This window comes from Parasulfuritortus cantonensis (genome assembly GCF_004337445.1).
GTDB classification, from domain to species: domain Bacteria; phylum Pseudomonadota; class Gammaproteobacteria; order Burkholderiales; family Thiobacillaceae; genus Parasulfuritortus; species Parasulfuritortus cantonensis.
The window spans coordinates 1-23,832 of sequence record NZ_SJZB01000026.1 but is presented as its reverse complement, the minus strand read 5'-3'; the positions used below and the strand labels follow the sequence as shown (position 1 = coordinate 23,832).

General features: G+C 67.7%; 25 protein-coding genes. 10 read left to right on the top strand and 15 right to left on the bottom strand.

What is annotated here, in order from left to right; all coding sequences use genetic code 11:
• Positions 1-37 precede the first annotated feature (37 nt).
• Both EZJ19_RS06655 and feoB read left to right on the top strand, forming a co-directional pair.
• Positions 38-265, top strand: coding sequence for a FeoA family protein (locus tag EZJ19_RS06655; protein ID WP_131445867.1), 228 nt, complete (start codon positions 38-40; stop codon positions 263-265).
• Positions 265-2,598, top strand: a complete 2,334-nt coding sequence (feoB, locus tag EZJ19_RS06650) for a Fe(2+) transporter permease subunit FeoB (protein WP_131445864.1) — start codon at positions 265-267, stop codon at positions 2,596-2,598. Before EZJ19_RS06655 ends, feoB begins: the two co-directional genes overlap by 1 nt.
• A gap of 184 nt (positions 2,599-2,782) precedes the next feature.
• Here feoB and EZJ19_RS06645 read toward each other — a convergent pair whose 3' ends face one another.
• A complete protein-coding gene (locus tag EZJ19_RS06645; protein ID WP_131445861.1) occupies positions 2,783-3,859 on the bottom strand; it encodes an IS5 family transposase in 1,077 nt (358 codons plus the stop codon).
• A 71-nt stretch (positions 3,860-3,930) separates the two neighbouring features.
• Between EZJ19_RS06645 and EZJ19_RS06640 the strand changes: the two genes are divergently transcribed.
• The 4 genes from EZJ19_RS06640 to ahpF all read left to right on the top strand — a co-directional run bounded on the left by EZJ19_RS06640 (position 3,931) and on the right by ahpF (position 7,832).
• The gene (locus EZJ19_RS06640) at positions 3,931-4,149 is read left to right on the top strand and encodes a FeoC-like transcriptional regulator (RefSeq protein WP_206199348.1); all 219 of its coding nucleotides are present in this window, start codon (positions 3,931-3,933) and stop codon (positions 4,147-4,149) included.
• Between the two features lie 106 nt (positions 4,150-4,255).
• On the top strand, positions 4,256-5,224 hold the full coding sequence (gene dmeF, locus EZJ19_RS06635) for a CDF family Co(II)/Ni(II) efflux transporter DmeF (RefSeq protein ID WP_131445858.1): 969 nt from the start codon (positions 4,256-4,258) through the stop codon (positions 5,222-5,224).
• A 377-nt stretch (positions 5,225-5,601) separates the two neighbouring features.
• Positions 5,602-6,168, top strand: coding sequence for an alkyl hydroperoxide reductase subunit C (gene ahpC / locus EZJ19_RS06630; protein ID WP_131445855.1), 567 nt, complete (start codon positions 5,602-5,604; stop codon positions 6,166-6,168).
• 98 nt (positions 6,169-6,266) lie between these two features.
• Positions 6,267-7,832 carry an alkyl hydroperoxide reductase subunit F gene (gene ahpF / locus EZJ19_RS06625; protein ID WP_131445852.1) on the top strand — a complete coding sequence of 522 codons (1,566 nt, stop codon included), beginning with the start codon at positions 6,267-6,269 and terminating at the stop codon, positions 7,830-7,832.
• Between the two features lie 55 nt (positions 7,833-7,887).
• On the opposite strand, the gene EZJ19_RS06620 is transcribed toward ahpF, so the two are convergent.
• From EZJ19_RS06620 to EZJ19_RS06580, 9 genes are all read right to left on the bottom strand, one after another.
• Positions 7,888-8,394: a Dps family protein gene (locus EZJ19_RS06620; RefSeq protein WP_131445849.1), complete on the bottom strand. Its 507-nt coding sequence runs from the start codon at positions 8,392-8,394 to the stop codon at positions 7,888-7,890.
• Between the two features lie 84 nt (positions 8,395-8,478).
• On the bottom strand, positions 8,479-8,958 hold the full coding sequence (bfr, locus tag EZJ19_RS06615) for a bacterioferritin (protein ID WP_131445846.1): 480 nt from the start codon (positions 8,956-8,958) through the stop codon (positions 8,479-8,481).
• 138 nt (positions 8,959-9,096) lie between these two features.
• On the bottom strand, positions 9,097-9,300 hold the full coding sequence (locus EZJ19_RS06610) for a (2Fe-2S)-binding protein (RefSeq protein ID WP_131445843.1): 204 nt from the start codon (positions 9,298-9,300) through the stop codon (positions 9,097-9,099).
• 55 nt (positions 9,301-9,355) lie between these two features.
• The gene (locus EZJ19_RS06605) at positions 9,356-10,114 is read right to left on the bottom strand and encodes a metal ABC transporter permease (protein ID WP_131445840.1); all 759 of its coding nucleotides are present in this window, start codon (positions 10,112-10,114) and stop codon (positions 9,356-9,358) included.
• Positions 10,111-11,007, bottom strand: a complete 897-nt coding sequence (locus tag EZJ19_RS06600) for a metal ABC transporter substrate-binding protein (RefSeq protein WP_131445837.1) — start codon at positions 11,005-11,007, stop codon at positions 10,111-10,113. Before EZJ19_RS06600 ends, EZJ19_RS06605 begins: the two co-directional genes overlap by 4 nt.
• A 24-nt stretch (positions 11,008-11,031) precedes the next feature.
• Entirely contained in the window at positions 11,032-12,417 is a 1,386-nt protein-coding gene (locus tag EZJ19_RS06595; protein ID WP_131445834.1) for a TonB-dependent receptor, read from the bottom strand.
• Between the two features lie 85 nt (positions 12,418-12,502).
• The gene (locus EZJ19_RS06590; protein ID WP_131445832.1) at positions 12,503-12,862 is read right to left on the bottom strand and encodes a hypothetical protein; all 360 of its coding nucleotides are present in this window, start codon (positions 12,860-12,862) and stop codon (positions 12,503-12,505) included.
• Between the two features lie 37 nt (positions 12,863-12,899).
• Positions 12,900-13,643, bottom strand: coding sequence for a ZIP family metal transporter (locus tag EZJ19_RS06585; RefSeq protein ID WP_131445829.1), 744 nt, complete (start codon positions 13,641-13,643; stop codon positions 12,900-12,902).
• A gap of 68 nt (positions 13,644-13,711) precedes the next feature.
• A complete protein-coding gene (locus EZJ19_RS06580) occupies positions 13,712-14,125 on the bottom strand; it encodes a Fur family transcriptional regulator (RefSeq protein WP_131445826.1) in 414 nt (137 codons plus the stop codon).
• Positions 14,126-14,328: 203 nt separating this feature from the next.
• Between EZJ19_RS06580 and EZJ19_RS06575 the strand changes: the two genes are divergently transcribed.
• Entirely contained in the window at positions 14,329-16,788 is a 2,460-nt protein-coding gene (locus tag EZJ19_RS06575; protein ID WP_131445823.1) for a PAS domain S-box protein, read from the top strand.
• Here EZJ19_RS06575 and EZJ19_RS06570 read toward each other — a convergent pair.
• From EZJ19_RS06570 to EZJ19_RS06550, 5 genes are read right to left on the bottom strand one after another with little or no spacing between them, the layout of a single operon-like run.
• A complete protein-coding gene (locus EZJ19_RS06570) occupies positions 16,760-17,779 on the bottom strand; it encodes an RNA methyltransferase (RefSeq protein ID WP_131445820.1) in 1,020 nt (339 codons plus the stop codon). The two genes, EZJ19_RS06575 and EZJ19_RS06570, sit on opposite strands and share 29 nt — an antisense overlap.
• A 3-nt stretch (positions 17,780-17,782) precedes the next feature.
• Positions 17,783-18,511, bottom strand: a complete 729-nt coding sequence (locus tag EZJ19_RS06565) for an SAM-dependent methyltransferase (RefSeq protein ID WP_131445817.1) — start codon at positions 18,509-18,511, stop codon at positions 17,783-17,785.
• 3 nt (positions 18,512-18,514) lie between these two features.
• Positions 18,515-19,105, bottom strand: a complete 591-nt coding sequence (locus EZJ19_RS06560; RefSeq protein ID WP_131445814.1) for a Maf family nucleotide pyrophosphatase — start codon at positions 19,103-19,105, stop codon at positions 18,515-18,517.
• A complete protein-coding gene (gene oadA, locus EZJ19_RS06555; RefSeq protein WP_131445811.1) occupies positions 19,102-20,961 on the bottom strand; it encodes a sodium-extruding oxaloacetate decarboxylase subunit alpha in 1,860 nt (619 codons plus the stop codon). Before oadA ends, EZJ19_RS06560 begins: the two co-directional genes overlap by 4 nt.
• A gap of 19 nt (positions 20,962-20,980) precedes the next feature.
• Positions 20,981-22,399 (bottom strand): acetyl-CoA carboxylase biotin carboxylase subunit, encoded by a 1,419-nt coding sequence (locus tag EZJ19_RS06550; RefSeq protein ID WP_131445808.1) that lies wholly within the window; start codon positions 22,397-22,399, stop codon positions 20,981-20,983.
• Between the two features lie 204 nt (positions 22,400-22,603).
• Between EZJ19_RS06550 and EZJ19_RS06545 the strand changes: the two genes are divergently transcribed.
• The 3 genes from EZJ19_RS06545 to EZJ19_RS06535 form a co-directional block, all read left to right on the top strand.
• Entirely contained in the window at positions 22,604-23,011 is a 408-nt protein-coding gene (locus EZJ19_RS06545; protein ID WP_165873494.1) for a YceD family protein, read from the top strand.
• 22 nt (positions 23,012-23,033) lie between these two features.
• Entirely contained in the window at positions 23,034-23,219 is a 186-nt protein-coding gene (gene rpmF, locus EZJ19_RS06540; protein WP_131445803.1) for a 50S ribosomal protein L32, read from the top strand.
• Between the two features lie 45 nt (positions 23,220-23,264).
• The coding region (locus EZJ19_RS06535; RefSeq protein ID WP_420813109.1) for a phosphate acyltransferase at positions 23,265-23,832 on the top strand (568 nt) is incomplete at its 3' end.

Genomic DNA, 23,832 nt, shown 5'->3' with positions numbered 1-23,832 from the left:
GGATCGGCAATTCATTCACATGTATCGGAGTTGAATCATGACCCTGAAGGACCTGCAAGTCGGCGACCGTGCCAAGGTGGCCGGATTCCTCGAGAACGGCGGCGCCTATCGCCGCAAGCTGCTTTCCCTGGGTTTGACGCCCGGGGCCGAGTTCAGCGTGACGCGGGTGGCGCCCATGGGCGACCCGGTCGAGATACGCGTGCGCGGCTTCGCGCTGTCGGTCCGCCGCGACGAGGCGGAAGCGGTCTCGGTGGAGAAGATCTGATGAACGCCAGCCACTACACCATCGCCCTGGTCGGCAATCCGAACTGCGGCAAGACCACCCTGTTCAACGCCCTGACCGGCTCCAAGCAACGGGTCGGGAACTGGCCCGGCGTCACGGTCGAGCGCAAGAGCGGCGAGTACAAGCTGGCCGACCTGCGCTTCGAGGTGGTGGACCTGCCGGGTACCTATTCGCTGGACGTGGTGGATCGCGACGTCTCGCTCGACGAGAAGGTGGCGCGCGACTACGTGCACGCCAACGAGGCCGACCTGATCGTCAACATCGTCGACGCCGCCAACCTGGAACGCAACCTGTACCTGACCAGCCAGCTGGCCGAGATGCGGGTGCCGCTCCTGGTCGTCCTGAACATGGTGGACGTCGCCGATGGCAAGGGCATGCGGGTCGATGCCGAGACCCTGGCGCGCCAGCTCGGCTGCCCGGTGCTGCCGGTGGTGGCCTCGGAAGGCATAGGCGTGGCCGCCCTCAAGGACGCCATCCGACGGAGCGCGCAGGAGCCGGCGCGCGCGAGCGTGCTGTTGGAATATGCGCCGGTGCTGGATCACGCCATCGCCGGCCTGGCACCGCGCCTGTCCGACGCCGCCGGGAACTTGGGGATCTCGCCGCGCTGGCTGGCGCTGCGCCTACTGGAGGGTGACGACCTGGCGCGCCGGGCCGCCGGCAGCGAACTGGCCGAGGAGGCCGGCCGCCGCGCCACGGCGCTGGGCGACGACATCGACATCATGGTGGCCGACGCCCGCTACGGCCTGGCCAACCACATCGCCCACCAGGCTGTGACGGTGTCCGGCCAGGCAGGGCGCGATCTCACCGACCGCATCGACCGGGTGGTGCTCAACCGCGCCCTGGGTATCCCGGTCTTCCTGGTCATGATGTATCTGATGTTCATGTTTACCATCAATATCGGCGGCGCATTCATTGATTTCTTTGATCAATTTGCCGGCGCTGTCTTTGTGGATGGATTCGCCTCGGTACTCGCCGGCCTGGGCCTCCCGGAATGGGTCACGGTCACCATGGCCAAGGGCATCGGCGGTGGCCTGCAGACCGTGGCCACCTTCATCCCGGTGATCGGCTTCCTGTATCTGTTCCTGTCGGTACTGGAGGATTCCGGCTATATGGCGCGTGCCGCCTTCGTCATGGACCGCTTCATGCGCTGGGTGGGCCTGCCGGGCAAGTCCTTCGTGCCCCTCATCGTCGGCTTCGGCTGCAACGTCCCGGCGATCATGGCGACCCGCACCCTGGAACACCGGCGCGACCGCCTCATGACCATCGCCATGGCGCCCTTCATGTCCTGCGGCGCCAGGCTGCCGGTGTACGTGCTGTTTGCCGCCGCCTTCTTCCCCCAAGGGGCGCAGAACGTCGTCTTCGGGCTCTATCTGATCGGCATCGCGGTGGCCGTGCTCACCGGCCTGGTGCTCAAGCACTCGATTCTGAAGGGGGATGCGACGCCGTTCATCATGGAATTGCCGCCCTATCACCTGCCGACGCTCAAGGGCATCCTGCTGCACACCTGGGATCGCCTGCGCAGCTTCATGTTCCGGGCGGGACGGGTCATCGTGCCCATGGTGCTGGTGCTCAACTTCCTCAACGCGGTCGGCACCGATGGCAGCTTCGGCAACGAGGACAGCGACAAGTCGGTCCTCGCCGAGATCGGCCGCAACATCGCCCCGGCGTTTTCGCCCATGGGCCTGGACGAGGAGAACTGGCCCGCCGCGGTGGGCATATTCACCGGCGTCCTGGCCAAGGAGGCGGTGGTCGGCACGTTGAACGCCGCCTACTCGGCCCTGGCCGAGCGCGACGGCGCCGGGGCCGGCGCGGCAGGGGAGGCGTCGTTCAGCCTGGCGGACGCCGTGGCCGGCGCTTTCGCGACCATCCCGGCCAACCTGGCCGACGCCCTGGGTTCCTGGGCCGATCCGATCGGCATCGGGATCGGCGACGTCAGCAACCAGGCGGCCGTGGCGGAGGAGCAGGATGTCGCCACCGGGACCTTCGGCGCCATGGCCGCGCGCTTCGACGGTGCGGCCGGCGCCTTCGCCTACCTGCTGTTCATCCTGCTTTACTTTCCATGTACGGCCGCCATTGCCGCCGTCTATCAGGAATCCGGGGCGCGCTGGACCGCCTTCGTGGCGCTGTGGACCACCGGCCTGGGCTACGGCCTCGCCACCCTGTACTACCAGGCCGCCAGTTTCGGCCGCAATCCCGGTCAGGCCGGTTTCTGGATAGCCGCCGTGCTGGCCGGTTTCGTCCTTGCAGTCTGGTTCCTGCACCGCCAGGGGCGGCGTGAAGACGCGGCGCCCGTTCCGGCGCCGCACACGGTTTGAGGAGGTCATATGATCCTGTCCCGCATCAGCGATTACCTAACAGGATGGTGAGAAACCCGTGAATCCTCCCCGATTTTTGTCTTCCGCTCGTTTTTTTCGGCGCCGGAAGCGCGCCGCCGCCCGTATTGCCAGGCGTTTTTGCCCTGTTCCCCCGCCGCTGGGTGTACGGCAGGCGGACTTATCCTTACGCTGCCTTCGGCCACATCAGGTTGAGCATCCGGGTCAGGTTGTAGGCGGCGAAGGCCAGAAGCGCTTGGCCAGAGAGCTTCGCCAGGCCTTTGTGGCGTGTCTTGCGCAACCCGCCCACGGTCTTGATCCAGCCGAAGGCCTCCTCGATCATCTTGCGCCGCCGGAGGCTCAGGGCGTACCCCTTGCCACGTGCGGTGCGACCGTCGACGGCGCTGCCCACTGTCTTGCGCGCCACGTGAGCGCGGATGCCCAGGCGCTCGATACCGCTCACGAATTCCTCGGTGTCATAGCCCTTATCGGCCCCCACCGTAGCGCCTTGCTTCACGCTGCGCCGGATCATCTTCTTCGCCGCCTCCCATTCGGCCCGACCGTTGGCCTGGGTGGTCTCGACGTCAACGATCAGGCCGTTGCGGTTCTCGGACAGTGCGTGCGTCATGTAGCGCAACTTCGCCTCGGTGAACTCGCCTTTCTTGTACAACCGGGATTCGGGGTCGGTGGTGCTGGCATGGGTCTTGTTGCTGCGCGCCTCGCCCTTGAAGTCGACTTCGGGATTGCGTCCGGACGGGCGGTCCGGGCCGTCGCCGTCCTTGCGCACGAAGCTCTTGTGGCCGGCCCAGGCCTCGATCAGGCTGCCGTCGACGCTGAAGTGCTCGTCGGAGACGAGCCCCTGCCACTCGGCCAGGCGGAGCACCCGCTCGAAGAACTCCCGGGCCATCTCGGTCGACAGCAGGCGGTCGCGGTTGATGCTGAACACGGTGCGGTCCCAGACTGCATCGTCGATGCCGAGGCCCACGAACCAGCGGAACAGCAGGTTGTAATCGAGTTGCTCCATCAGCAGCCGTTCGCTGCGGATCGTGAACAGCACCTGCAACAGCAATGCGCGCAGCAAGTGCTCAGGGGGGATGGAGGGGCGGCCGGTGTGCGAATAGCAACCATCGAACACGCCGCTCATATTGCCGAGGACGGCATCGACCAGGGCGCGCAGGCGGCGCAGCGGGTGGTCGGACGGCACGCGCGCGTCCAGACTGACATAGCTGAACATCGACGCTTGGAGGGATTCTTGGCCACGCATGGATCGGGAGTGGAAATTAGAATGCCGAGATCAGGCCGTAGTGTGACAAAAACCCAAGCTCAGACAAGGGCTTGGGGTTTCTCACCATCCTGCTAAAGCAGCGCAAACGTGCCAGCGTCATCGACATGGCCCTCGGCCTGGACGCCTCGCCGGACGCCCTCAAGGGCATGCTGGCGACCCTGGAGCGCAAGGGCCGGGTACGCCGGCTGGCGGCCGGCACCGGCTGCGCCAACGGGTGCTGCAAGTGCGATCCCAAGACCCTGGAGTTATACGAGTGGGTAGGGGAGTAGGGCGGGCCGGGCACGGCCCGGCAACGTCAACGCCAACGCCAACGCCAACGGCGCGGGCCTGGGAATTGCTCCGTCCCGTTCATTCCCATGGAGTCAGGAGTCGACCATGCACAGCCACGATCTGAAACTCTGGCAACACGCCCACGATTTCGGCCGCGCGGCCGATCGGCACGCCGAACGGCGCACCCGCTGGGTGGTTGCCTTGACCTTCGGCACCATGCTGGTGGAACTGGCCGCCGGCTGGCTGACCGGCTCCATGGCCTTGATGGCGGATGCCTGGCACATGGCCAGCCATGTCGGCGCCCTCGGCCTGGCCGCGTTCGCGTACGGTTTCGCGCGCCGCCATGCCGGTGACGTCCGTTTCACCTTCGGTACCGGCAAGGTGTCCGCCCTGGCCGGTTACAGCAGCGCCCTGCTGCTCGGCCTGGTGGCCTTCTGGATGGCGCTCGAGTCGTTCCACCGGCTGCTCGATCCGGTGCCGGTCCGCTATGCCGAGGCGATGGCCGTGGCCGTCCTCGGCCTAGCGGTCAACCTGCTCAGTGCCTGGTTGCTGGAGCACGAAGAAGGGGACCACCACGACCTCGATCACCGTCATGGCCACCACGACCACCACCACGGCGAACACGTCGACCATAACCTCAAGGCCGCCTACGTCCACGTGCTCGCCGACGCCCTGACCTCGGTGACCGCCATCGTCGCCCTCGCCGGCGGCATGGCGTACGGTTGGACGTTCCTCGATCCCTTGATGGGCATCGTCGGAGCGGTGGTCGTGGCGCGCTGGGCCTGGGGATTGGCGCACGACAGCGCGGCGGTGCTGCTGGATGCCGAGGACCACGGCGAAACGAGCGCCGAGATACATCATCTGATGGCTTCGGAGCCGGACCACGAGATCGCCGATCTGCACCTGTGGCGGGTCGGCCCGGCCAGCCGGGCCTGCATCCTTTCGTTGGTGACCCACAGTCCGAAGCCGGCGGACTACTACCGCGCGCGGCTGTCCGGAATCGCCGGTCTCGACCACATCACCGTCGAGATCAACCAGTGCCGCGACGAGCGTTGCCGCGCCGGCCAGGCGTGACGGCCCCGGCGCGGCAACGCATCGGCCAGAGGGAACGTGCCGGCGACGAGGTGGTCGCCGAGGGGCACGGCCCGCCCCGGATTGAAGGACCGGCACGTCGCCGGATTTCGGAACTGCAGCGCTGACGGCGCGGGTGGGCCGCCGCATTGGCCGACCGGCCGGTACGTGCCGGGCCGGCCCTGGGCGGCCCGGCGTTCGCGCGCGGGCAGACGGGAGCCGTCGACTTCGCCAGGCGATATAAATCGCTGTGGGCGGCGATAGATGATTCCTATCAATCGATTTTGGTAATTCAATTAGAAGCGGCTATGGAAGACCGGTAAAGTTCGACCCATCGCACGACCCAAACCGCAGTGCGAACCAACCAAGGAGAAAGAACGATGCAATCCCTCATCAACACCGAAGTGCAACCCTTCAAGGCCCAGGCTTTCCACAACGGTGCCTTCATCGAAGTGACCGAGGCCGACCTGAAGGGCAAGTGGTCGGTCATGATCTTCATGCCGGCCGCCTTCACCTTCAACTGCCCGACCGAGATCGAGGATGCCGCCGACAACTACGCCGAGTTCCAGAAGTGCGGCGCCGAGGTTTACATCGTCACCACCGATACCCACTTCTCCCACAAGGTGTGGCACGAGACCTCGGCCGCCGTCGGCAAGGCCCGTTTCCCGCTGGTCGGCGATCCCACCCACACCCTGACCAACGCCTTCGGCGTGCACATCCCGGAAGAGGGCCTGGCCCTGCGCGGCACCTTCGTCATCAACCCCGATGGCGTCATCAAGACCCTGGAAATCCATGACAACGCCATCGCCCGCGATGTCCAGGAGACCCTGCGCAAGCTGAAGGCCGCCCAGTACGTCGCCGCCCATCCGAACCAGGTCTGCCCGGCCAAGTGGAAGGAAGGCGCCGCCACCCTGACCCCGTCCCTGGACCTGGTCGGCAAGATCTGAACCCGCCACCCCGACCCTCCCCGCACAGGGGGAGGGGGCAGCACCAAGGCCTTGCCCGGCGGGGCCTTGCTACTGCCATCTGCTTCAGGAGAACCGAAATGCTGGACGCCAACATCAAGGCACAACTCAAGGCCTATCTGGAAAAACTGGTCGATCCCATCGAACTGGTCGCCTCCCTGGACGACCGGCCGCAATCCGCCGAGATGCGCGGCCTCCTGGAGGACATCGCCGGGCTGTCCGAGAAGGTCAGCCTGTTGGAGAACGGCGTCGACGCCCGGCGGCCTTCGTTCACCATCGGCAAGGTGGGCGAGCGCGCACGCATCCGCTTCGCCGGCCTGCCCATGGGGCACGAGTTCACCTCCCTGATCCTGGCCCTCCTGCAGGCGAGCGGCTATGCGCCCAAGATCGAGGACTCGGTGGTCGAGGCGATTCGTTCGCTCAAGGGCCCGCTGCGCTTCGAAACCTACATCTCGCTGTCCTGCCACAACTGCCCGGACGTGGTGCAGGCGCTCAACGCCATGGCGGCCCTCAACCCGGCCGTCGAGAACGTCATGATCGACGGCGCCCTGTTCCAGGACGAGGTCAACGCGCGCCAGATCATGGCGGTACCCAGCGTCTACCTGAACGGCGAACCGTTCGAGAACGGCCGCATGACGGTGGCGGAGATCGTCGCCCGCCTGGATACGGGTGCCGCCGAGCGCGACGCCGCGCGCCTGGCCGAGCAGGCCCCGTTCGACGTCCTGGTGGTGGGCGGCGGCCCGGCAGGCGCGGCGGCCGCGGTGTACGCGGCACGCAAGGGGATCCGTACCGGCGTCCTGGCCGAACGCTTCGGCGGCCAGGTCATGGATACCCTGGCCATCGAAAACCTGATCTCCGTGCCGCATACCGACGGTCCCAAGCTGGGCCGCGCGCTCGAGGAACACGTCAAGGAATACGCCGTGGAGATCATGAACCTGCAGAAGGCCGAGGCCCTGGTCCCGGGCGGCGCCGGTGGTTACCACGCCGTGCGCCTGGGCAACGGCGCCGTCCTGAAGGCGAAGGCGGTCATCCTGGCCACCGGCGCGCGCTGGCGCGAACTGAACGTGCCGGGCGAGCAGGAGTACCGCGGCAAGGGCGTCGCCTACTGCCCGCACTGCGACGGGCCGCTGTTCAAGGGCAAGCACGTCGCCGTGGTGGGCGGCGGCAACTCCGGCGTCGAGGCGGCCATCGACCTGGCCGGCATCGTCGGCCACGTGACCCTGCTGGAATTCGGCGATGCCCTGCGTGCTGATGCGGTGCTGCAGAACAAGCTCCACAGCCTGGCCAACGTCACCGTGATCAAGAGCGCCCAGACCACCGAGGTCACCGGGGCCGACGGCAAGGTGAACGGCCTCGCCTACACCGACCGGACCACCGGCCAGAGCCAGCACATCGCCCTCGAGGGGGTGTTCGTGCAGATCGGCCTGCTGCCCAATACCGACTGGCTGAAGGGCACCATCGAACTTTCGCGCTTCGGCGAGATCGTCATCGACGCCCGCGGCCAGACCTCGGTGCCCGGCGTGTTCGCCGCCGGCGACTGCACGACGGTACCGTACAAGCAGATCATCATCGCCATGGGGGCGGGCGCCACCGCCAGCCTGGCCGCCTTCGACCACCTGATCCGCAGTTCCGCGCCGGCGGCCTGAAAAGAAAACGGGCGACCGTATCGGGTCGCCCGTCGCGCGGCTGGCCGGAACAGGCTTACTTCTTGCCCTTCTTGGCCGGTTTTGCCGGGCTGGCGGCGCCGTCCTCGAGCAGGACGCGCAGCATCCAGGCGTTCTTCTCGTGGATTTCCATGCGTTGGGTGAGCAGGTCCGCGGTGGGCTGGTCGTCGGCGGCGTCGGCGACCTTGAAGGCGGCGCGGGCGGTGCGGGCGACGGCCTCCTGGCCGGCCACCAGCTGGCGGATCATGTCGTGTGCGGACGGTACGCCGTCTTCCTCCTGGATGGTCGACAGCTCGACGTAGCGCTTGTAGGAACCCGGCGCGGTGTGGCCGAGGGCGCGGATGCGCTCGGCGATCAGGTCGAGGGCGTTCCAGAGCTCGGTGTACTGGGTCATGAACATGACGTGCAGGGTCTGGAACATCGGGCCGGTGACGTTCCAGTGGAAGTTGTGGGTCTTGAGGTAAAGGATGTAGCTGTCCGCCAGCATGTGCGAGAGTGCATCCGTGATCTTGGCGCGATCCTTGTCGGTGATACCGATATCCATGGCGTGTGATTCCCTTCTGTCCGGGCAGGAATGGAAGCCGGTCCGGTTGCCCGATCCCGGAGCGGCCGGTTGAACGTCAGGGGCTCAGGCGGCGATGGCGCCCATGGCCGTCTGCAGGTAGTTCGGCAGGCCGACCTGCTCGATCAGGCCGAGCTGGGTCTCCAGGTAGTCGATGTGCTCCTCGGTGTCGGTCTGGATGGCGGTGACGATGTCGCGCGAGACGTAGTCCTTGACCGATTCGCAGTAGGCGATGACCTCGACGTACAGCTCACGCCCGCCCAGTTCCAGCTTGAGGTCGCCAGCCAGGCATTCGGGCACGTTCTCGCCGATCATCAGCTTGTTCAGCGTCTGCAGGTTGGGCAGGCCCTCGAGGAACAGGATGCGCTCGATCAGCTTGTCGGCGTGGTGCATCTCCTCGATCGATTCCTCGTACTCGTGCTTGCCGAGGGCGGCCAGGCCCCAGTTCTTGTACATGCGCGCGTGCAGGAAGTACTGGTTGATGGCGGTCAGCTCGACCGCCAGGGCCTTGTTGAGCAACTGGATAACCTTCTTGTCGCCTTTCATGCTGGATTCTCCTGTCTTGGGATGGTCGACCGGATGTCGCTCAGATCGGCTGCCGTTGGCTTGTTTGACTGGCTAATTGGAACGGCCGAATCCGCACTGTCGGATGCGAGGGATTATAGGCCGCCGGCGCGCATCGGGTCAGAAAACACGGCATTTGCCGTCGGCGCCCGCATTCGGGCAGGCGCGCTGCTCCTTCAGCATGCCGTGCGCGCAGCGGGCGCACTTGCCGCAGGTCGCCGCGATGCCGAGACGTTTGCGCAGGCCGTGCATGGAATGCACGCCGTCGGCGATGGCATCGCGCACCTGTCGCTCGGTAACGGCGTGGCAGACGCAGACATACATGGTGTGACTCCGCAGGCATGGGCTTGCCGTTATTCTATTCAAATGAGAATGGTTGTCAATTAACCACGTCCGGGCGGCGCTGGCGAAGCAGTCCGACCACGCCGCTGGTCGCGGCCAGGGCCAGGACGACGGCCGCTCCGGAGGGCAGGTCGAACAGACCGGAGGCGGCGAGGCCGCCGGCATAGCCGACGGCGCCGAGCAGGTAGCCCAGCCAGAGCCGACGTCCGGCCGCCAGGGCCGGGACGATCAGGCTGGCAAACACCAGGTAGATGCCGACCACCTGCACGGACGCGGTGACGGTGAGCGCGAACAGGAGGTAGAAGCCGAGCGCCGTGCGGCCGAGGCGGAGCCCGAACCAGGCTGCCAGGACCAGGGCGGTGACCAGGGCGAGCGGTACCAGGCCCGACCAGGTGCTCCAGAGTATCTGGCCGACCAGCATGTCCTGCAGGTGTTCGGCGCCGTGCGGGTCGTGGCTCATCAGGACCAGGGCGGCACAGGCCGCGACCACGAAGGCAACGCCGATGACGGCCTCCTGGCGATGCGGCAGGCGTTTTTCCATGGTGCGCAGGAAAAGGGCGCCGAGGGCGGCGGCGGCCACCGCCCCGGCCTGGATCTGCCAGGTCGCCGGGGCGCCGTCCAGGTAGGCGTTGACCAGCACGACGCCGAGGCCGGCGAATTGGGCGATGGCCAGGTCGAGGAAGACGATGCCGCGCTCGAGCACCGCCATGCCCAGCGGCACGTGGCTGGCCAGGACCAGGAGGCCGGCGGCGAGCGCGGGTAGCAGGACGACGGGGTCGAGTCCGGCGGAGTTCATCGCGCGGCCGCCACGAGCTTGGCGATGGTGTCGTCGAACAGGCTGAACAGGTCGGTCGCCCCGGCCGAGCCACCCACGGTGAAGGGCAGCTCGATGGCCGGGATGCCGGCCCGTTCGGCGAGCCACGCCGACGGCTTGTCGGACTGGTAGGCGGTGCGCAGGATCATCCGGGCCGGCGTCGTCTTGAGGCGCTCGAGCACCTGGGCGAGGTAGGCGGCCGACGGATCGATGCCCGGCTTGGGTTCCAGGTCGGCGACCACGTTCAGGCCCAGCCAGGCGGCCAGGTAGCTCCAGCTCTTGTGGTGCACGACCACCGGCAGCCCGCGTAGGCCGGCGGCGGCCTTCTCCCAGCCGGCGATCGCCTTATTCATCCGGGTCTGGAAGCTGCGGTTGCGGCCGGCGTAATAGGCGGCCTGCCCGGGGTCCAACTCGGCCAGGCGCGCGGCGAGGGCGTCGGCCACCTTGAGCAGGTTGCGCGGGTCGGTCTGGATATGCGGGTTGCCGTCGGCATGCACGTCGCCCTGGGCCCGGCTCAGGCTGGTCGGCTTCTCCAGCAGCGCGACGTAGCGGGCCGCCTCGAACAGGCCCGGCTGGCCAGTCTGGATACGCGGGTTGCCGGCTTCCCGTTGCAGCAGGGGCAGCCAGCCGATCTCCAGGTCGGCGCCGGTGCAGACCAGCAGGTCGGCATTGCGCGCCTTGGCGATCAGCGACGGCCGTGCCTGGATGTGGTGGGGGTCCTGGCGGGCCGTGGTGGCGCTGCTGACGTTGGCGTGGTCGCCAGCCAGTTCGCTGGTCAGGGCGGCCCATTCCGGCTCGCATGCCAGGACGTTCAGCGCAGCATGGGCAGTCTGGCCGCACAGCAGGCAGGCCAGCAGTAGGATGCGTTGCAACATTTCGGGCTCCTCGGATTTGGCGGATCAGAATTTGTGGGCGCCGTGCGGCCCCAGGCTGTAGACGTACTGCAGGGTGATTTCGCGGTTGTCCGGGTCGTCCTCGGCGGCATGGTTGCGGGCGAACTGCAGACGCAGCAGGGAGAACTCGCTCGGCATGTAGTCCGCCATCAGGCTCCACTTGTACGGGCTGTAGCCGGGCTCCGGGAGCATCCCGGCATTGGCGCCGTAGTCCAGGCTGTCGTTGCTCAGGCGGTCGTAGCGCAGGCCGACGCGCCAGCTCGGCATGAATTGGTAGATGCCCTGGGCGTACCAGCCGGACTGGCGGCCACGATAGGCGCCCGTGCTGCCGTCGCAGGCCCCGCCATCGGCCAGGTTGTCGGCGCAGGCCAGCTGGCCCGTCTCGGTGCGCCGGAAATACTCGGCCTGGAGCTTGAAGTTGCGTTCGTGCGGGTTGCCGTCCGGCGCCCATTTCCAGACGAAGTCGGCGATCCAGGTGCGCGACGTGCCGCTGAAGGCGGTTTCCGCGTCGACCGCGTTGGCGTCCAGGAGCACGCTGTCGCGGTTCTTCGGCCGGGCCCCCAGCCAGGACAGGCCGGCGCGCCAGGACGAGGAATCGCCGACGTCACCGCCGACGTGCCCGTAGAGCGCCCAGGCGCCGGCGCCATTCCGGTCGCCGCCGTCGCCGGAACCCGGGAAACTGGCGCCGCGGCCCGCCTCCATGCCGAGTTCCAGGAAGGTGTCCGTGGGCGCCAGCCACTTAAGCTGCAGGCCATCCTGGACGTAGTGCTCGCCGAACAGGACCTGGTACATCAGGTTGTTGTCGGCGAAGTCCCAGGCGTGCGGGTGCTGCTCGTTCTGGTAGCCGATGCCGGAGATGAAGCGGCCGCCCTTCAGGGTCAGGCCGTGGCCCAGGCCGAGGGTCTGGAACCAGGCCTCCTCGACGTCCACCTCGCCGTCGCCGACCACGAAGTTGGCCAGGCCGCGGAAATACGGGTCGATGTCGGCGCTCATGATCAGTTCCGATTCGCCCAGGCTGAAGCCGCGCTCGGCCGGCTCGATGTCGGCATCCTGGAGAAAGCCGGTGGGGCGGCGGTCGCCGTCCTGGCGGGCGGCGTACTTGCCCTGCAGGATCAGGGAAATCTCCGGATTGAAGGCGGCCTGGCCGCCGCTGGCCTGGCCGGCCTGGCCCGCCTGTTCGGCCGCCGCCATGGCCGAGTCGGCCTTGCCGGAGGTGGCGGCGAGCTTGTCCTCCAAGGCCTTCAGGCGGTCCTCGTAGTTGTTGCGCAGGGCATCCAGTTGGGCCTGGAATTCCGCCCGCAGGCGGGCGATCTCCGGATCGTCGGCGGCATGGGCCGGCACGGACGCGGACAGGGCGGCCACGGCGGCGGCCGCGAGCAAGGTGCGTTGCATGTGGGTGACTCCTCATCCCGATGATGGCTGGGCCGTCGCGGCCGGGTGCGGCGACGGCGGGCGGCAGGGTGTGCCGCCGGGCGGATCAGACGGATCGGGCGGGAGTCGGCGGGGCGCGGCTGAGGTAGACGGGTTGCCAGCGGGAACCGGCCAGGCGCGGCAGCACGGGGTCGGGACGGGCCTCGGGCACGACGGCCGGTGGCGGTGGGCTGGCCGAGGGCAGGGCGGCCCCCATGTGGGCATAGGCCAGACATTGCGCACAGGGCGGTTCGCCGCCCGGCCCATGGTCGCCGTGGTGTTCGGCGAGATGGCCGACCGCATGGGCGACGATGCCGACCTGGCCGAGCACCAAGAACAGGGCCAAGGCCAGGTGACGCAGCACGGCAAGGGCCGGCCGCGCGCGCGTGGCGCGGCGGGACAGCGGGCTCGGGCGGTAGGCGGTCATGGCGCGGCGGTTGCCTGGGACGGAGTCCGGTTGATCGTCAGTGGCCGTGGGAGTTCAACAGCACGACGCCGATGCCGGCGGCCATCAGGCTGAACTGGATGACGAAGTCGGACGGCTTGCGGTGCTTGTGCAGCTCCGGTACCAGGTCGGCGACGGCGATGTAGATGAAGCTCGCCGCGGCGAGGGCCAGGATGTACGGGATCGCGCCGGTGGTGCCGCTCAGGGTCAGCCAGCCGAGGATGCCGCCGAGGACCGAGGTCAGGCTCGACAGCACGTTGAGCCAGAGCGCCTTGGCGCGGCTGTAGCCGGCGCCGAGCAGGACCATGAAGTCGCCGACCTCCTGCGGCACCTCATGGGAGATCACCGCGATCGTCGTGGCCCAGCCCAGGGCCGGGTCCTGCAGGAAGGCGGCGGCGAGGAGGACGCCGTCGACGAAATTGTGCAGGCCGTCGCCGAGCACGATCAGCGGGCCGGCGGCATGGTTGGAATGGCAGACGTGGTCGCTGTCCTCATGGTGGTCATGGCGCCACAGGGCGGTCTTCTCCAGGGCGAAGAAGACCAGGATGCCGGCCAGCACCATGGTGCCGAGCTGGTGCGGCTCGAGTGCCTCGGCGGCCTCCGGCAGGAGGTCCAGGAAGGCGATGGCGAGCAGGATGCCGACCGAGAAGCCGACCAGCTTGTGGGCGATGTCCTTGAGCAGCGTCAGGGACAGCGTCGCCGCCGCGAGTACCGACAGCACGCCCCCGGCCAGGGTGGCGAGCAGGATGTTGATCAGGGTCATCTAGGATTCGGTGTAATGCAACTGGGTTGCATATTAGGCAAAGCCCGGACCGGACGCAACGCGCTTGCTCATGCCGCCTCGGAACAGCGCGGACAGAGCCCCTGGATGGTCAGCTCGGCGCTGTCGAAACGATAACCCGGCGGCAGGCTGAAGGCGAAGGCGGGCTGCAGCTCGCTCAGGCAATAGACCTGCCCGCACCGGGTGCAATGGAAATGGGCATGGCCGTGACCGTCTGCGGCGACGGCATTGAAGCGCCAGGCCCGGTCGTCGCCGGCGATCTTGTGGGCTAGGCGTTTCGAGACCAGCCAGTCGAGCACCCGGTAGAGGGTGACGCGGTCCGGACAGACATCGGTCTCCAGTTCGGCTTCGATCTCAGCGTGGCTCATGGCATGGGCGGCCCCGAGCAGTACCTCGAGGACGCGCCGCCGCGCCGGGGTGGCTCGCCCATGCGGGCGGATAAGCAGTTCAGCCTGGCTAGCCATTTCTCGAATGTGCAAGTTGGTTGCATTTGATTATGGCGCATTTGGTACGTTTGTGTACGCGGCGAGCGGCGATTCGGGGTCACCGGCGGGCTTGCCCTGGGCTATCGTGAGAACATAAGCGAACAAGTAGAAGTACCTAGCAATATTTGCCTGGAAGTGTCCGCCCGGACTGCTCCCGAGCAAGGGGACCGGGGCTGTTGGTTATGAATTCGCAAGACGCGCTGCATTTGTCGGACGTGATGGACCGTCACGTGATTTCCGTGCAAGCCGATTCCAGCCTGGCGGGCATGATCGATACCCTGAAGGACCGGCAGGCCGCCCATGTCGTGGTACTGCGCGGCGAGCGCCCGGTCGGGATGTTCACCGAACGCGATCTCATCCGTATCCTGCGCCACGGCGCCGATCGGTCCAGGCCGGTCGGCGACAGCATGAGCACGCCGGCCATCACCGTTCCGGCCAGCCTCGGCCTCAAGTCCGGCTACGTCCAGCTCTGCCTGAGCCGTCTGCGCCATCTGATCGTCACGGACGAGGCGGCCGGCGTCGCCGGCGTGGCGGCGGAATGCGACTTCATCGCCCCGCTGGCCACGGAGCTGCGCAAGGGTGTCACCCGACTCGACGGCCTGGTCGAGCCGGATGTGCCGACCCTGGCGCCGACGACACCGATCAAGGACGCCGTCGACCGCATGGTCCGCGAGAAGCGCGGCTGCGTCGTCGCCGCCGAGGCCGGCCGGCCGGTCGGGCTGTTCACCGATCACCAGGCGCCCCTGGCGTTGGCGCGCCAGGAACGGGAGGGCACCCTGACGCTGGCCGATGCCATGCGGGGCGACATGACCCCGATCGCACCGGGCGCCGAGGTCGCGGCCGTCATCGACCAGCTTGCGGTCAACCGGCTCGGCTACCTGCCGGTGGTCGACGACCGCGGCGCCGTGTCCGGCGTCATCAGCCAGTCCAGGTTGCTGGAACGCGTACGTACCGACATCCAGGCGGAAGTGGCGGCGCGGCAGTTGGCGGAAGACAAGCTCAGGCGGGCCGAGGCGCGTCTGAAGGCCACCCTGGAGCTCACCCCGACCGTCGCCGTGCAGTGGTTCGACGCTGGCGGCCGGATCCAGTATTGGAATCACGCCTCCGAACTCACCTATGGCTGGGCGGCCGCCGAGGTCCTGAACAAGACCCTGGACCAGTTGATCCTGTCCGCGGAGGAGGCGGCCCGCTTTACCGAGGTGTTGCGCGAGGTGGCCCGGACCGGCAAGGCGATCGGGCCGATGCAATGCCTGGCCCGGGATCGCCATGGCCGGCAACGCTGGATCGAGTCCACCGCCTTTCCGATTCCCGGCGACGACAGCGGTACGCTGGTCGCCTGCATGGGCATCGACGTCACCGAGCGCGAGCAGGCCGGGACCCAGTTGCGCCAGTTGGCCACGGCGGTGGAACAGAGCCCGGAAAGCATCGTCATCACCAGCCTCGCGGGCGACATCGAGTACGTCAACGAGGCGTTCGTCACGGTGACCGGCTACAGCCGCGGCGAGGTCATCGGCCGCAACCCGCGCATCCTGCATTCCGGCCGGACGCCGCGCCAGACCTTCATCGACCTCTGGGGCAGCCTGGGCCGCGGCGAGGTATGGAGCGGGGAGTTCTGCAACCGGCGCAAGGACGGCAGCGACTATGTCGAGCGGGCGATCATCGGGCCGATACGCCGGCCGGACGGCCGGGTCAGCCACTACGTGGCGGTCAAGAGCGACATCACGGAGGCCAAGAGCCAGGAGGAAACCCTGCGCCGGGCGTCGATGTACGTGCGCAGCCTGATCGAGGCCAGCCTGGATCCCCTGGTGACCATCGACTCGCGCGGCCGCATCACCGACGTCAACCAGGCTACCGAGACGGTCACCGGACGCGGCCGGGCGGAACTGATCGGCAGCGACTTCTGCGACTACTTCACCGAGCCGGAGCGGGCGCGGGTCGGCTATCAGCGGGTATTCTCGCAGGGCAGTGTGACCGACTATCCGCTGGCCATCCGGCACGTCGACGGCGGGATCACCGAGGTGCTGTACAACGCCTCGGTCTACCGCAACCAGCGCGGCAAGGTGGAAGGGGTATTCGCCGCGGCACGCGACGTCACCGAGCTCAAGCGCATGGAGGCCGAGCTGCGCGAACTCGCCACCACCGACTACCTGACCAACCTCGCCAACCGGCGCCACTACATGGCCTGCCTGAGCGAACAGCTGACCCTGCTGCGACGCAACGTCACCACGACCACATCGGTGCTGATGCTCGATGTCGACCACTTCAAGCGGGTGAACGACAGCTACGGCCATTCGGTCGGCGATCTCCTGCTGCGCCACATCGCCGGCCTGTTGCGCGAAGGTCGCCGCAACATCGACGTGGTCGGCCGCATCGGCGGCGAGGAATTTTCCGTGCTCCTGCCGGGGACCGACCTCGCCGGTGCCCGCACCATGGCCGAGCGGCTGCGCCAGGCCATCGAGACGACGCCCCTGCAGCACGGCGGCCAGATCGTCCCGGTGACGGTCAGCATCGGCATCTCGCTCATGTCCGCGGCGGACAACACCCCAGACTGCGTCCTCATCCGGGCCGACCAGGCCCTCTATCTGGCCAAGGAACGGGGCCGCAACCGGGTGGTTACGGCGCCGCCTGCCGGCGCAGCGTGACGGCGCGCGCGCGCAGCTGGCCGCAGCCGCCTTCGACGTCCTGTCCGGCCGAGTCGCGCAGCTTGGTCAGGACGCCCTGGCGCTGCAGGGCGCGCGCCAGGGCCTCGACGCGGGCCGGGCTCGGGCGCCGGAAGTCGAGGCCGTCGACGCTGTTGTAGGGGATGAAGTTCATCATCGCGTACTTGCCCTTCAGCAGGCGTGCGATGTTGGCGACTTCCCGGTCGCTGTCGTTGACCCCCTCCAGCAGGGTCCACTGGTACTGGATCGGATAGCCGGTGGCGCGGGCATAGGTCTCGGCCAGTTCGACCAGTTCGGCCGGCTCGATCCGTGGTGCCTTGGGCAGCAGGCGGGCGCGCAGGTCGGCGTCGGTGGTATGCAGCGACAGGGCCAGGGCCGGCTTCACGCGGCCGAGCGGCAGGCGCTCGAAGACGCGCCGGTCGCCGACCGTCGAAAAGACCAGGTTCTTGTGGGCCAGGCCGCCCTCGCTGCCGAGCAGGTCGATTGCCTCGAGGACGTTGTCGAGGTTGTGGGCCGGTTCGCCCATGCCCATGAACACCACCTTGCGGACCGGCCGCAGGGCGCGGCCGAGTACCACCTGGGCGACGATCTCGGCGCTGCCGAGCTGGCGCAGCAGGCCTGCCTGGCCGGTCATGCAGAACCGGCAGGCGACCGCGCAACCGACCTGGCTGGAGACACACAGGCCGTCGCGCGGCAGTAGGACGCTTTCCACCATCTGGCCGTCGGCGAGTTCGACCAAGAGGCGCGCCGAGCCGTCGGCGCCGGGATGCTCGGACTTCAGGCGGGCGAGCCCGGCCAGTTCGCCGAGCAAGCCGGGCAGGGCATCGCGCAAAGCCAGGGGAAGGTAGTCCTCGGCCCGGCTGTGGCGCTTGTCCAGGGAACGCCGCTGCGCCCAGGCGGACAGGAAGCGATGCTCGTGACCCGGCTTGGCGCCGAGCGCGCGCAGGCGTCGGCGTAGTTCCTCGATGCGCACCGGTCAGCTCCGCCAGATCAGGAAGACGCAGGGGCGCTTGTGCAGGTCGGGGGGCGCCCGGCGCCAGTCGGCCGCCGGCCGGGTCTGCACCAGTTCGCTGGCCAGGCTGAGGTCGCAGGCCAGCGTGACCAGGGTGTCGGGCCGACAGGCCTGGCCGATCGCCTCGACCATGGCGTTGTTGCGGTAGGGCGTCTCGATGAATACCTGGGCGGCGTCTTCGCGGCCGGCCCGCTGCTCCAGGTCCTTGATGGCCTTGAGGCGTTCCTCCGGCTTGGCCGGCAGGTAGCCGTGGAAGGCGAAGCGCTGGCCGACCAGGCCGGAGGCCATGAGCGCGAGCAGGATGGCGGACGGCCCGACCAGGGGCCGGACCCGGATGCCGTGGCGGTGCGCCAGGCGAACCAGATCGGCGCCGGGATCGGCGACCGCCGGACAGCCGGCCTCCGAGAGCAGGCCGACGTCGTGGCCGGCCAGCAGCGGGGCGAGCAGGGCGTCCAGGCCACTGGCGCGGGTGTGCTCGTTCAGCTCGGCCAGTTCCAGTTGTTGCAGGGGCAGGGCGGTACCGACCTGCTTGAGGAAGGCGCGTGCCGTCTTCGCCTGTTCGACCACGAAATGACGCAAGCCGGCGGCGATGCGTCGGGTCTCCTCGGGCAGGACGGCGGCGAGCGGTGCATCGCCGAGCGGGGTCGGGATCAGGTACAGGGTGCCCGGGACGGGTGCGGCCGTGCTGGCCACCGCTCAGGCCCCGCCGTAGGTCAGTACGTCCAGGCCTTCGTTGGCCAGCATCTCGGTCAGCTTGATCAGGGGCAGGCCGACCAGGGCGTTCGGGTCCTCGGTCTCGTAGCGGGCGATCAGGGCGATGCCCAGGCTCTCGCTGCGGGCGCTGCCGCAGCAGTTGTAGGGCTGGTCCTTGTCCAGGTAGGCCTCGATCTGGGCGTCGCTGTAGTCGCGCATGACCAGGCGCACCGGCACGTTGGCGGTCTGCACGGAACCGGTACGGGCGTTCAGCACGGTCAGCGCGGTGTGGAACTCCAGGGCCTTGCCGCGCATGGCGCGCAGCTGTTCGACCGCCTTGTCGTGGCTGCCCGGCTTGCCCAGTTGGCGGCCCTCGAGGAGGGCGACCTGATCCGAGCCGATCACCAGGGCATCGGGGAAGTGCTCCGCCACGGCGCGCGCCTTCAGCACGGAGAGGCGCTGGGCGGTGTCGTCCGGCGACTCGCCGGGCAGCGGGGTCTCGTCGACATCCGGCGCGGCGACCTCGAAGGGCACCCCGAGCCGGCCCAGCAGTTCGCGCCGGTAGGGCGAGGTGGAGGCGAGGACCAGCTTCACTCGGGCTGAATCTCGACCAGGACCTGATCCGGCGTGACGGCGTCGCCCTTGGCCACGAACACGGCGACCACCGTCCCGGAGACCGCCGACTGGACCTCGTTCTCCATCTTCATGGCCTCGATGATGAGGACGCCGTCGCCGGCCTTGACCTTGTCGCCGACCTTGACCTTGACGTCGACGATGGTGCCCGGCATGGCGGTGGTGATGTGGCCGGCGTGGCTGGGCCGCGGCCGCTTGCCGGCGGCCGGGGCGGCACCCTTGCCGCTGTTCTTCCGGGTGCCGGCGCTGGCGCCACCGGCCGTCACCTCGATCTCGTCCAGGGTCTCGACCAGCACCTCCTCGGAGATGCCGTCGACGTGGACGTAGAAGGGACGCTCGCTGTCGTCGCCGCGGCCGGTGCCGGTGACGCGGATGTGGTAGGTCTCGCCGTGCAGGGTGATGTTGAACTCGTTTGGCGCGAACACGGCCGGGCAGGCGGCGGCCTCCTTGGCCTCCGGCGGCAGCAGCGGTTCCGGGCTGAGGCTGCCGGCGGCGCGTTCCTGCAGGAAGGTGCGGCCGAGGTCCGGGAACATGGCGTAGGTGAGGACGTCCTCGTCGCTCTTGGCCAGGCCCTCGATCTCACCGCGCAACTTGTCCAGTTCGTCGCTCATCAGGTCGGCCGGCCGGCAGGTGATGACTTCCTGGTTGCCCACGGCGAGCTTGCGCACCTCATCGTTGACCAGGCCGGGGGCCTTGCCGTAGCGGCCGAGCAGGTAGCCCTTGACCTCGTTGGTGACCGACTTGTAGCGGCCCCCGGTGAGGACGTTGAGCACCGCCTGGGTGCCGACGATCTGGGACGTGGGGGTGACCAGCGGGGGATAGCCGAGGTCCTCGCGCACGCGCGGGATCTCCAGCATCACGTCGTCCATGCGGTTGAGGGCGCCCTGTTCCTTGAGCTGGTTGGCCAGGTTGGAAATCATGCCGCCGGGCACCTGGGAGGTCAGGATGCGGGTGTCGACGAGGTGGGAGTCCATCTCGAACTGCCAGTACTTCTTGCGCACCTCGCGGAAGTAGGCGGCGATCTCCTGCAGCCTGCCGAGGTCGAGGCCGGTGTCGTATTCGGTGCCCTGCAGGGCGGCCACCAGGCTCTCGGTGGTGGCGTGGCTGGCGCCCTCGGAGAAGGCGGAGTTGCAGCCGTCGACGATGTCGGCACCGGCTTCCACGGCCTTCATGTGCACCATGGCCGAAAGACCCGCCGTGGCATGGCTGTGGGTGTTCACGGGCAGGCGGGTGACGGCCTTGATGGCCTTGACCAGCTCATAGGCCGCGTAGGGCGTGAGCAGGCCGGCCATGTCCTTGATGGCGATGGAGTCGACGCCCATGTCGGTCAGTTGCTTGGCCATCTCGACGAAGTAGGCGATGTCGTGCACCGGGCTGACGGTGTAGGAGATCGCGCCCTGGGCGTGCTTGCCGGACTTCTTCACGGCGTCGATGGCGACCTGCATGTTGCGGATGTCGTTCATGGCGTCGAAGACGCGGAACACGTCGACGCCGTTGTCGGCCGCCTTGTGCACGAAGGCGCGCACCACGTCGTCCGCGTAGTGGCGGTAGCCGAGCAGGTTCTGGCCGCGCAGGAGCATCTGGATGCGCGTGTTCGGCAGGGCCCGGCGCAGGCGCTTCAGGCGTTCCCAGGGGTCTTCCTTGAGGAAGCGCACGCAGGAGTCGAAGGTGGCGCCGCCCCAGGCCTCCAGCGACCAGAAACCGACCTGGTCGAGCTTGCCGCAGATCGGCAGCATGTCGTCTGTCCGCATGCGGGTGGCGATGAGGGATTGATGGCCGTCGCGCAGGACGAGATCGGTGACGTGTACTTTAGCCATGTTGTCTGGACTTCCTGATTTACATGCCGAGGTGCGCCGCCAGGGCGGCCGCGATGGCGGCCGCGGTCAGCTCGGGTGGCCGGCGCACGTGATAGTTGATGAGTTCCGGATGGGCCTCGACGAAGCCGGTGTTGAAACGACCGGAGCGGAATTCGTCGTTGCGCAGGATCTCCTTGTAATAGGGGATGGTCGTCTTGACGCCGTACACCAGCATATCGTCGAGCGAGCGCAGACCGCGCTCCACGACGCTGTGCCAGTCGAGCGCCCAGACGATCAGCTTGGCGCACATGGAGTCGTAGTAGGGCGGGATGGTGTAGCCGGTGTACATGGCGCCGTCGACGCGCACGCCCGGGCCGCCCGGGGCGTAGTAGCGGGTGATGCGGCCGAAGCTGGGCAGGAAGCCGTTCTGGGGGTCCTCGGCGTTGATCCGGAACTCCATGGCATAGCCGCGGTGGTGGATCTCGTCCTGCTTGTATTGCAGCGGCTGGCCGTCGGCGATGCGGATCTGCTCCTGGACGATGTCGATGCCGGTGATGGTCTCGGTGACGCAGTGTTCGACCTGCAACCGGGTGTTCATCTCCATGAAGTAGAACTGGTTGTCGTGGTCGAGCAGGAACTCCACGGTGCCGGCGTTGACGTAGCCGACCGCCTTGGCGGCGCGCACGGCCAGCTTGCCGATGTATTCGCGCTGGGCCTCGCTCAGTTGCGGCGAGGGGGCGATCTCGATGAGCTTCTGGTTGCGGCGTTGGATCGAGCAGTCGCGCTCGAACAGGTGGATGCAGTTGCCGTGGCTGTCGCCGATCACCTGCACCTCGATGTGCTTGGGGTTGACCACGCACTTCTCGATGAACACCTCGGGCTTGCCGAAGGCCTTGCTGGCCTCGGACACGACGCGTTCGTAGTTCTTCAGCAGGTCGTCCTCGGAATCGCACCGGCGGATGCCGCGGCCGCCGCCGCCGTTGGTGGCCTTGAGCATGACCGGGTAGCCGATCTTGTTGGCCAGGGCGCGCGCCTCCTCGACGTCCTCCAGGTTGTGGTCGGAACCGGGCGTGACCGGGATGCCGGCCTTGATCATGGCCTGGCGGGCCTGGATCTTGTCGCCCATCTGGCGGATGACGGCGGGGGAAGGGCCGATGAACTTGATGCCCCGGCGTCCGCACACCTCGGCCAGGACCGGATTTTCCGACAGGAAGCCGTAGCCCGGATGGAGGGCGTCGCAACCGGACGCAACCGCCAGGTTGACGATGTTGTGGGCGTTCAGATAGCCCACCACGGGATCGGAACCGATGTTGTAGGCTTCATCCGCCTTCTTGACGTGCAAGGCGTGACGATCCGCGTCGGTGTAGATGGCGACGGAACGAATACCGAGTTCGCGACAGGCGCGAATGATCCGGACCGCGATCTCACCGCGATTGGCGACAAGTATCTTCTTGATCATGGCAAAACGAGTTGTGGGTGGCCGGATGCCGACTCCCCTGCGCCCAGGGGGGCTTCCGTCGAGCGTCGTAGTCTATCCGGAGTTGGCGCGCTTGTCGCCGTGGCGGGGCGCGTGGCCCGTTGCCGACGCCGGGTTGGCTTTGACATGGAAAGCGCAACAGCATATCATTGCCTGCTTATGTCTGCACGACCGACGTTGGATTCCATGCGCTTCGCGCGTGCCGGTGAAGAGATGTCGGGCGAGGTTCGCCTCGCCGATCTCGATCGCCTGGCCGATGTCCTGGTTTCGGACCAGGGTTCGGCGCGTTATCGACTGCGTGGCGGCCTGCGGGCCGGTCGGCCGGTGCTCACGCTGGATGTGGATACGGCCGTCATGCTGCTTTGTCAGCGTTGCCTGGAGCCCTATCGGCAGGAGTTGCGGATCGAGCGGGTGTTTCCGCTTGCCCGCGACGAGGCGCAACTGGCGCTCTGGGAGCGGGAAGACCCGCTGCTCGATGCCCTGGTCGCGGATCCGGTACTGGATGTGCTGACGCTGGTGGAAGACGAGATATTGCTGAGCCTGCCCGTGGCGCCCCGGCATGCCGAGGGCGAATGTGGACAGGCTCGGGTTTGACGATTTTTGCAAGGAGCAACAAATGGCTGTTCAACAGAATAAGAAGTCCCCGTCCAAGCGCGGTATGCATCGTGCCCACGACTTCCTGACCAACCCGCCGACCGCCGTGGAACCGACCACCGGCGAGGTGCACCTGCGCCACCACGTCAGCCCGAGCGGTTACTACCGCGGCCGCAAAGTGGTCAACACCAAGGCTGACAACTCCTAATCGACATTGCGGCGATGCCCGCCCTGCGGGGCGGGTATGGCATACATGCGCGAAGTCACCATCGCAATCGATGCCATGGGCGGCGATCATGGCCCCCATGTCACCGTTCAGGCCGCCCTCGACGTGCTTGCCCGGATCGACGGCGTCAACATCATCCTGGTGGGCTTGGAAGACCTCCTGCTGGCCGAGTTGCTGACCCGCAAGGCCAAGACCCACAACCGCCTGCGCATCCACCACGCTTCCGAGGTGGTCACCATGGACGACCCGTTGTCGGTCGCCCTGCGGGTGAAAAAGGATTCGTCCATGCGCGTGGTGGCGAACCTGGTCAAGCGCGGCGAGGCCGACGCCGGGGTGTCGGCGGGCAATACCGGCGCCTTGATGGCGGTGTCCCGCTTCGTCCTCAAGACCCTGCCCGGGATCGACCGGCCCGCCATCGCCACGACGTTGCCCAACCAGCACGGCCGTTCGTACGTGCTCGATCTGGGTGCCAACGTCGACTGCAGCGCCGAGCACCTGCTCCAGTTCGGCATCATGGGCGCGGCCCTGGCCGGTGTCTCCGAGCGCAAGGAACGGCCGTCGGTCGGTCTTCTGAACATCGGCGAAGAGGACATCA

Coding starts and splice junctions, on each gene's coding strand:
- EZJ19_RS06645 (WP_131445861.1), bottom strand. CDS start 3,859: ATGCGTGGCCAAGAATCCCTCCAAGCGTCGATGTTCAGCTATGTCAGT.
- EZJ19_RS06655 (WP_131445867.1), top strand. CDS start 38: ATGACCCTGAAGGACCTGCAAGTCGGCGACCGTGCCAAGGTGGCCGGA.
- EZJ19_RS06620 (WP_131445849.1), bottom strand. CDS start 8,394: ATGGATATCGGTATCACCGACAAGGATCGCGCCAAGATCACGGATGCA.
- feoB (WP_131445864.1), top strand. CDS start 265: ATGAACGCCAGCCACTACACCATCGCCCTGGTCGGCAATCCGAACTGC.
- ahpF (WP_131445852.1), top strand. CDS start 6,267: ATGCTGGACGCCAACATCAAGGCACAACTCAAGGCCTATCTGGAAAAA.
- EZJ19_RS06600 (WP_131445837.1), bottom strand. CDS start 11,007: ATGTTGCAACGCATCCTACTGCTGGCCTGCCTGCTGTGCGGCCAGACT.
- oadA (WP_131445811.1), bottom strand. CDS start 20,961: ATGGCTAAAGTACACGTCACCGATCTCGTCCTGCGCGACGGCCATCAA.
- ahpC (WP_131445855.1), top strand. CDS start 5,602: ATGCAATCCCTCATCAACACCGAAGTGCAACCCTTCAAGGCCCAGGCT.
- EZJ19_RS06610 (WP_131445843.1), bottom strand. CDS start 9,300: ATGTATGTCTGCGTCTGCCACGCCGTTACCGAGCGACAGGTGCGCGAT.
- EZJ19_RS06545 (WP_165873494.1), top strand. CDS start 22,604: ATGCGCTTCGCGCGTGCCGGTGAAGAGATGTCGGGCGAGGTTCGCCTC.
- EZJ19_RS06605 (WP_131445840.1), bottom strand. CDS start 10,114: ATGAACTCCGCCGGACTCGACCCCGTCGTCCTGCTACCCGCGCTCGCC.
- EZJ19_RS06590 (WP_131445832.1), bottom strand. CDS start 12,862: ATGACCGCCTACCGCCCGAGCCCGCTGTCCCGCCGCGCCACGCGCGCG.
- bfr (WP_131445846.1), bottom strand. CDS start 8,958: ATGAAAGGCGACAAGAAGGTTATCCAGTTGCTCAACAAGGCCCTGGCG.
- EZJ19_RS06575 (WP_131445823.1), top strand. CDS start 14,329: ATGAATTCGCAAGACGCGCTGCATTTGTCGGACGTGATGGACCGTCAC.
- EZJ19_RS06595 (WP_131445834.1), bottom strand. CDS start 12,417: ATGCAACGCACCTTGCTCGCGGCCGCCGCCGTGGCCGCCCTGTCCGCG.
- EZJ19_RS06550 (WP_131445808.1), bottom strand. CDS start 22,399: ATGATCAAGAAGATACTTGTCGCCAATCGCGGTGAGATCGCGGTCCGG.
- dmeF (WP_131445858.1), top strand. CDS start 4,256: ATGCACAGCCACGATCTGAAACTCTGGCAACACGCCCACGATTTCGGC.
- EZJ19_RS06580 (WP_131445826.1), bottom strand. CDS start 14,125: ATGGCTAGCCAGGCTGAACTGCTTATCCGCCCGCATGGGCGAGCCACC.
- EZJ19_RS06585 (WP_131445829.1), bottom strand. CDS start 13,643: ATGACCCTGATCAACATCCTGCTCGCCACCCTGGCCGGGGGCGTGCTG.
- rpmF (WP_131445803.1), top strand. CDS start 23,034: ATGGCTGTTCAACAGAATAAGAAGTCCCCGTCCAAGCGCGGTATGCAT.